We start from the raw sequence: 5,636 nt of genomic DNA on the forward strand, positions 1-5,636 counted from the left end.
GACAGCGACCGGAACGCCGCCGCCCTGCTGCGCCACCCCGACCTGCTCGCCCCCGTCGCCGGTCTGCACCAGGACCAGCTCCTCGACCGGCTGAACCCGGGCCGCACGCTGATCGCCTGACACCCACCGCGCGATCAGGCCCCCCGCGGACTCCCCCTCCCGCGTCTCTCACCCTCCGTGACTCACCGGTTTGCCGTACGCGGCCGTGCCGTGCCCGCATGGTCGGCGGAGGCTGAGCGTGGCTCGACGGCCCTTTGGCCCGTGTTCACCGGCCCGAGGCGCGACCTCGTGCCGTGCCGCCGACGGAGGAGAGACCGACATGACCACCGCCCTCTCGCGGAACTGGGAACACGCCGTCGTCACCGGCGGCGCCGGGTTCGTCGGCTCCCATCTGTGCGCCGCCCTGCTGGGCGCTGGCGCGGCCGTCACCTGCGTGGACGACTTCAGCAGCGGCCGGCCCGAGAACCTGTCGCCCCTGCTCGAACAGCCCGGCTTCACGCTCGTCCAGGCCGATGTCGCCGAGGGCCTGCGGATCAAGCGGCCGCCGGACCTCGTCCTGCACCTCGCCTCCCCCGAGTCCCCGGCTGACTACCTGCGCCTGCCGCTGCAGACCATGGAGACCGGCAGCACCGGCACCCGCAACGCCCTGGACCTCGCGCACTCCGCCGGCGCCCGCTTCGTCCTCGCCTCGACCTCGGGGGTCTACGGCGACCCGCGGCAGAACCCCCAGGACGAGCGCTACTGGGGCAACGTCAACCCGGTCGGCCCGCGCAGTGTCCACGACGAGGCCAAGCGCTTCGGCGAGGCACTGACCACCGCCCACGCCGACGCCCGGGGCACCGACACCTGCATCGTGCGGCTGTTCACCACCTACGGCCCCCGGATGCGCGGCCACGACGGACGCGCCGTGCCGACCTTCGTACGGCAGGCCCTCGCCGGCGATCCGCTCACGGTGACCGGCGACGGCCGTCAGACCCGGTCGCTGTGCTACGTCGACGACACCGTGCGCGGCATCCTCGCCGCAGCCGCCCACGGCATGCGCGGCCCCGTCAACATCGGCAACCCGACCGAGATCGCCATGCTCGACCTGGCGCGCCTGGTCGTCGAACTCGCCGAGTCCTCCTCGGAGATCCGCTACATCGACCGCCCGGTGGACGACCCGGCCGTGTGCTGCCCGGACATCACGCTGGCCCGCGACAAGCTCGGCTGGGACCCGCAGGTGCGTGCCGAGGAGGGGCTGCGGCGCACGATCGCCTGGTTCCGCGAGGCCGGTACCGAGGAGTGACCACCCGGGCCCCGCACCGCCCTGTCCCGGTGTTTCCCGACCACCCCGTCCGGGCGTCTCCCGACCGCCGAAAGGCCCGCCTCCCCATGCGCATCCCCGGGCCCAGCGCCCTTCTCCACGACCCCGCCGCCCTGGTGGCCGGGGGGGCGCCCGCCGCCCTGCTCGGATTCCGATTCGACGCCGCCGGAGCCCCGCGATGATCCGACCCCACGCCCTCGCCCCGGACGTCGAGTACGCCGTCGTGGTCCCCACCCTCGGTGGTCCCGGTCTGGGAGTCTGCCTGCGCGCCCTCGCCGAGGCGACCGGGCCCGGCCCGGTGCGGGTGGTGCTCGTCGACGACCGGCCCGAGGCGGCCCGGACGCCCCTCACCGCCGCCGTGCCGCCGTCCCTGCGCGAGCGCACCGTCGTCGTGCCCGGCGGCGCGCGCGGACCCGCCGCCGCACGCAACCTCGGCTGGCGGGCCGCCGGTGACGTGCCCTGGATCGTCTTCCTCGAAGAGGACGTCGTCCCCGGCCCCACCTGGGGCGGCGACCTGCCCCTGGACCTGGCCGCGGCGACCGGGCGCACTGCGGGGAGCACCGCCCGCATCGACGTGCCCCTACCCGCCGACCGGCGCCCCACGGACTGGGAACGCGACACGGCCGGACTCGCCGGCGCCCGCTGGATCACCGCCGACACGGCGTACCGCCGCACCGCCCTGGTGGCCACCGGGGGATTCGACGAACGCTTCGGGCAGGCCTTCCGGGAGGACGCCGACCTCGCCCTGCGCATGCTCGACGCCGGCTGGACGCTCACCGGCGGCCGGCGTACCACCATCCACCCCGTGCGGGAGGCCGGGCGCTGGATTTCTGTCCGGCTCCAGGCGGGCAACGCCGACGACGTGCTGATGACCCGGCTGCACGGCCGTCACTGGTGGCGCCGGGCCGAGACACCCCGCGGGCGCCTGCCCCTGCACCTGGCGGTGACCGGAGCGGGGTTGACGGCGCTCGGCTGCGCCCTGCTCGGCCGACATCGGGCCGCCACGGCCTGCGCCGCCCTGTGGCTGGCCGCCACCACCGAGTTCGCCCTCGCCCGCATCATGCCCGGACCGGGCACCCGCGACGAGGTGCTCACCATGACCGTGACCAGTGTCCTTGTCCCGCCCGCCGCGACCTGGCACTGGTTGCGCGGATGGCTCGTGCACCGCAGGGCCCGGCCGCACACCCCGTTCGGGAGCGGCGAGCCCGCGCCCCGCCCGGCGGTCAGGGAACCACTTCGGTCATGACGCCCCCTTTCGGCTCCACGCACACGAAGCCCTCTCGGCTCCACGCCCATGAGGTCTCCCGGCCTCACGCACACGACAGCGGGGCCCGTCTCCCGGAAGGGTGACGGGCCCCGCACGGGGCGGCGACGGGCCTACTCGAACTTGCCCCGGCCGCTCAGCGCGTCACGCAGCCGGTCCACCATCCCGGTGCCCGGAGCCAGGAGCTTGTTCGCCGGAGGCTTGTCGGGAGCCGCCGGATGCGGCCGGGTCGGGGCGGTCTTCTTCGCCTTGCGCACCTTGTCGCCCAGCTCGTTGAGCGTGTTCATCGGACAGGCCTGCCGCAGCCGCGGGAAGAGGTTGCCCTCCTCGTCGGCGATGTGCGAGCGGATCTCGCTCATCAGCATGCCCATCAGCCGGTCGAAGTCGGCGTCGCCGGCGTCACAGCCCTCCAGATCCTTCATGATCTGCTCGGCCGTGGCGTGGTCCTTGAGCTCCTGGTCGGCGAGGGCGTCCCCACCCGCCACATGCTCGCGTACGGCCGGGTACAGGTAGGCCTCCTCGGCCACCGAGTGCCGTACGAGCTCCATCGTGACCTGGTCGGCGTACACCTTGCGGTCCTGGTGGCCGGACGGCAGGGCCCCGATCCTGCCGAACATCTCCTCGACCTCGTGGTGATCGGTCACCAGCTCGTCGATGACGTTTCCTCCGTGTCCCATGTCCTTCACCTCCAGCGCTCGGGTCCCCCCGGCCCCATGGGGCTAACGTGCGGTCCCGCCGGTGACGTACCGGCGGCTCAGGCGGGGAGCTTGGCCCGGACGCGCCCGGCCGCGGCGGCCGGCCGGGCGGTGGCGCGCACGGAGTGGCGCACCAGACCGGCGTCGCGCCGCACACCGCGCGCGGCGTGCGTGCCGCGCCACACCACCGAAGGGCGGGCGCCGGTGTCGTCGGCCGCGATCAGCAGCCCTCCGAGCATGGACATGTTCTTGAAGAAGTGGATGCGCTGCTGTGCCCGCTCCTCGGGGTCCTCCGCCTCCCAGAAGCGGTGTCCCGCGAGTGTGGTGGGCACCAGCGTGGCCGCGATGGCCAGCGCGGCCGGGCGTGGCATGCGCCCCGTGGCCAGCATCAGCCCCGCGGCGACCTGTACGGCGCCGCTGAGCCGTACGACCTGGTCGGTGCGGTCCGGCAGTGCGGGGATGCGCTCGGTGACGGGTTGGACGACAGGCTCGGCGGCGTCGGCGACCTGTTTCGGGTCGCGGACGGAGTTCATGCCGCCCGCGAGGAACATCGAGGCCAGCATCGGGCGGCCGAGCACACGCAACAGACTCATGGCCCTCTCCAGGGAGTCGGTGGGTACAGCGCTCGCCGGGTTCCCCAGCCGGAGCCGAACCAGTCACACCGTCCGGTGCCGTGCCCACGCCTCGTCGCGCAGTTCCCCGGAGAGCAGGATGTCGGCGGCGGTGCACGAGGGCCTCGGCCGCGGCGAGGAACACCTCGCGGGCCGGGGCGAGGCGGCCGCTCGGCGAACTCCGGGGTGTGGTCGGAGCCCTCCTCGCCCATGATCGCTATGAACGGGTGGATGGGCCGGCACCCGCGTGCTGACGTTGCCGATGTCGGACGAGCCCAGACACCCGGGCGCCGGCGGCGACAGTGCACCACGGGGAGGTGGAGCGGGCCACCGTGCGCTACGAGCACTTCCGCGACAGCGAGGTGCTGTCCGAACGGATCGCCGCGCATCCGGCCCGGGCCGGGATCGGCGCCCGGCGGGTCATCTCCGATGCCGTGCTGGACTACCTGCGCAGCGGCGCCGAGCACGGCGTCCTGATCCCGGACGCGGCCGACTCCTTCGTGCGCACCCCGCGGGTCGTGGCACACGGAGCGAACGCTCGTGCGTGAGATGTTGAAGAAGTTGTTCAAGTGAGTTCTGAGAAGGCCCGTTGTGTGGCGGCGCCGGTCGCGGCGGGCTCCCGGACCGGCAGGTGGTAGACGTGGAAGGCCCGTCCGATGACCGGCTGGGCCACGTTGCGCACCCGCACGCCGCCGCTCGTCATGCCGTGCTCCGTGCCCGCGTGCGCGTGCCCGTGCACCGCGAGGTCGGCGCCCGCGGTGTCGATCGCCTCGGCCAGCAGATAGCTCCCCAGGAACGGGTAGATCTCCAGCGGCTCGCCCGCCAGGGTGTCCGCGACGGGCGAGTAGTGGGTCAGGGCGATCCGCGCGTCACAGCCCTCCTCGCCCAGCTGCTCCAGGGCGGCCCGCAGACCGTCGGCACACCGGCGCGAGTGGCGGACGAACTCCTTCATGACCGGCTCGCCGAACTCCCCGGCGCAGCGGCCCACGAAGCCGCCGCCGAACCCCTTGGTCCCGGCGACGCCGATCCGCGCACCGCCGCTCTCCACGACCGTGCTCTGCCCTTCCAGGACGTGGGCACCGGCGTCCCGGAGGACGGCCGTGACCTCGTCCGGCCGGTCGTCGTGGTGGTCGTGGTTGCCGAGAACGGCTACGACCGGGACGGAGAGGTCCTGAACCTCCCGGGCCACCACCCGCATCTCCTCGGGCGTGCCGTGCCGGGTGAGGTCGCCGGCCAGCAGCAGGAGGTCGGCGCACTCGGGCAGGGTCTCGAAGGCGGGGCGCAGCACGCCCTGACTGTCGGGCCCCATGTGGATGTCTCCGACGGCTGCGATGCGGATCATGAGAGTTCCTCCGCGTGGTCGGGGGAGGACGCCTCGGTGACCACGAGGTCGCTGTGCACGGAGAACCCGGCGAGCCCCTCGTGGACGGTGCGCAGGATCTCGTCGCGGCAGGGCGCCGAGGGCACGGTGCCGGTGAGCAGCACCGTGCGGCCGCGGACCTCGACCCGTACGCCCAGTTCACCGAGCTCACCGGAGGCGAGGCGGTCCTGGAGGTGGGCGATGCGGTAGTCCAGGTTCTCGGCCGGCGGCCCGCCGCCCGCCTCCTGTGAACCGTGGGTACTCATGAGTGCTCCTTCAGATGACGTTCAGGCGCTCCAGGAGGAAGAAGAAGGCCGCCGGCATGGGCTCGTCCCCGCACGCGCGCCGTACCCGCTCCCAGTCGACCTTCTCCCGCAGGGCGCGCGCGATGGGCAGGGCCGCC

7 protein-coding genes are annotated in these 5,636 nt (G+C 73.7%); 3 read left to right on the forward strand and 4 right to left on the reverse strand.

Going from position 1 to position 5,636, the window contains the following annotated elements:
• Window positions 1-319 precede the first annotated feature (319 nt).
• Window positions 320-1,285 carry an NAD-dependent epimerase/dehydratase family protein gene (locus ABZ281_RS35155; protein WP_356662129.1) on the forward strand — a complete coding sequence of 322 codons (966 nt, stop codon included), beginning with the start codon at window positions 320-322 and terminating at the stop codon, window positions 1,283-1,285.
• Between the two features lie 196 nt (window positions 1,286-1,481).
• Window positions 1,482-2,549: a glycosyltransferase gene (locus ABZ281_RS35160; RefSeq protein ID WP_356662130.1), complete on the forward strand. Its 1,068-nt coding sequence runs from the start codon at window positions 1,482-1,484 to the stop codon at window positions 2,547-2,549.
• A 131-nt stretch (window positions 2,550-2,680) separates the two neighbouring features.
• On the opposite strand, the gene ABZ281_RS35165 is transcribed toward ABZ281_RS35160, so the two are convergent.
• Complete coding sequence (locus tag ABZ281_RS35165) at window positions 2,681-3,244, reverse strand: hemerythrin domain-containing protein (RefSeq protein WP_356662131.1); 564 nt, start codon at window positions 3,242-3,244, stop codon at window positions 2,681-2,683.
• Between the two features lie 77 nt (window positions 3,245-3,321).
• Window positions 3,322-3,855 carry a DoxX family protein gene (locus ABZ281_RS35170; protein WP_356662132.1) on the reverse strand — a complete coding sequence of 178 codons (534 nt, stop codon included), beginning with the start codon at window positions 3,853-3,855 and terminating at the stop codon, window positions 3,322-3,324.
• A gap of 335 nt (window positions 3,856-4,190) precedes the next feature.
• On the opposite strand from ABZ281_RS35170, the gene ABZ281_RS35175 reads away from it, so the two are divergent.
• Window positions 4,191-4,421 carry a hypothetical protein gene (locus ABZ281_RS35175; protein ID WP_356662133.1) on the forward strand — a complete coding sequence of 77 codons (231 nt, stop codon included), beginning with the start codon at window positions 4,191-4,193 and terminating at the stop codon, window positions 4,419-4,421.
• 17 nt (window positions 4,422-4,438) lie between these two features.
• Here the strand turns inward: ABZ281_RS35175 and ABZ281_RS35180 are convergent, their stop codons facing one another.
• Both ABZ281_RS35180 and ABZ281_RS35185 read right to left on the reverse strand, forming a co-directional pair.
• Window positions 4,439-5,215 (reverse strand): metallophosphoesterase, encoded by a 777-nt coding sequence (locus ABZ281_RS35180; protein ID WP_356662134.1) that lies wholly within the window; start codon window positions 5,213-5,215, stop codon window positions 4,439-4,441.
• Window positions 5,212-5,499 (reverse strand): BON domain-containing protein, encoded by a 288-nt coding sequence (locus ABZ281_RS35185; protein WP_356662135.1) that lies wholly within the window; start codon window positions 5,497-5,499, stop codon window positions 5,212-5,214. Before ABZ281_RS35185 ends, ABZ281_RS35180 begins: the two co-directional genes overlap by 4 nt.
• Window positions 5,500-5,636: the final 137 nt, after the last annotated feature.

Source organism: Streptomyces sp. NPDC006265 (assembly GCF_040613555.1).
In the GTDB taxonomy this organism is placed as follows: Bacteria; Actinomycetota; Actinomycetes; order Streptomycetales; family Streptomycetaceae; genus Streptomyces.

What these genes read in the sequence shown, in the direction of transcription:
- ABZ281_RS35155 (WP_356662129.1), top strand. Translation starts at nt 320, where the DNA reads ATGACCACCGCCCTCTCGCGGAACTGGGAACACGCCGTCGTCACCGGC.
- ABZ281_RS35160 (WP_356662130.1), top strand. Translation starts at nt 1,482, where the DNA reads ATGATCCGACCCCACGCCCTCGCCCCGGACGTCGAGTACGCCGTCGTG.
- ABZ281_RS35165 (WP_356662131.1), bottom strand. Translation starts at nt 3,244, where the DNA reads ATGGGACACGGAGGAAACGTCATCGACGAGCTGGTGACCGATCACCAC.
- ABZ281_RS35170 (WP_356662132.1), bottom strand. Translation starts at nt 3,855, where the DNA reads ATGAGTCTGTTGCGTGTGCTCGGCCGCCCGATGCTGGCCTCGATGTTC.
- ABZ281_RS35180 (WP_356662134.1), bottom strand. Translation starts at nt 5,215, where the DNA reads ATGATCCGCATCGCAGCCGTCGGAGACATCCACATGGGGCCCGACAGT.
- ABZ281_RS35185 (WP_356662135.1), bottom strand. Translation starts at nt 5,499, where the DNA reads ATGAGTACCCACGGTTCACAGGAGGCGGGCGGCGGGCCGCCGGCCGAG.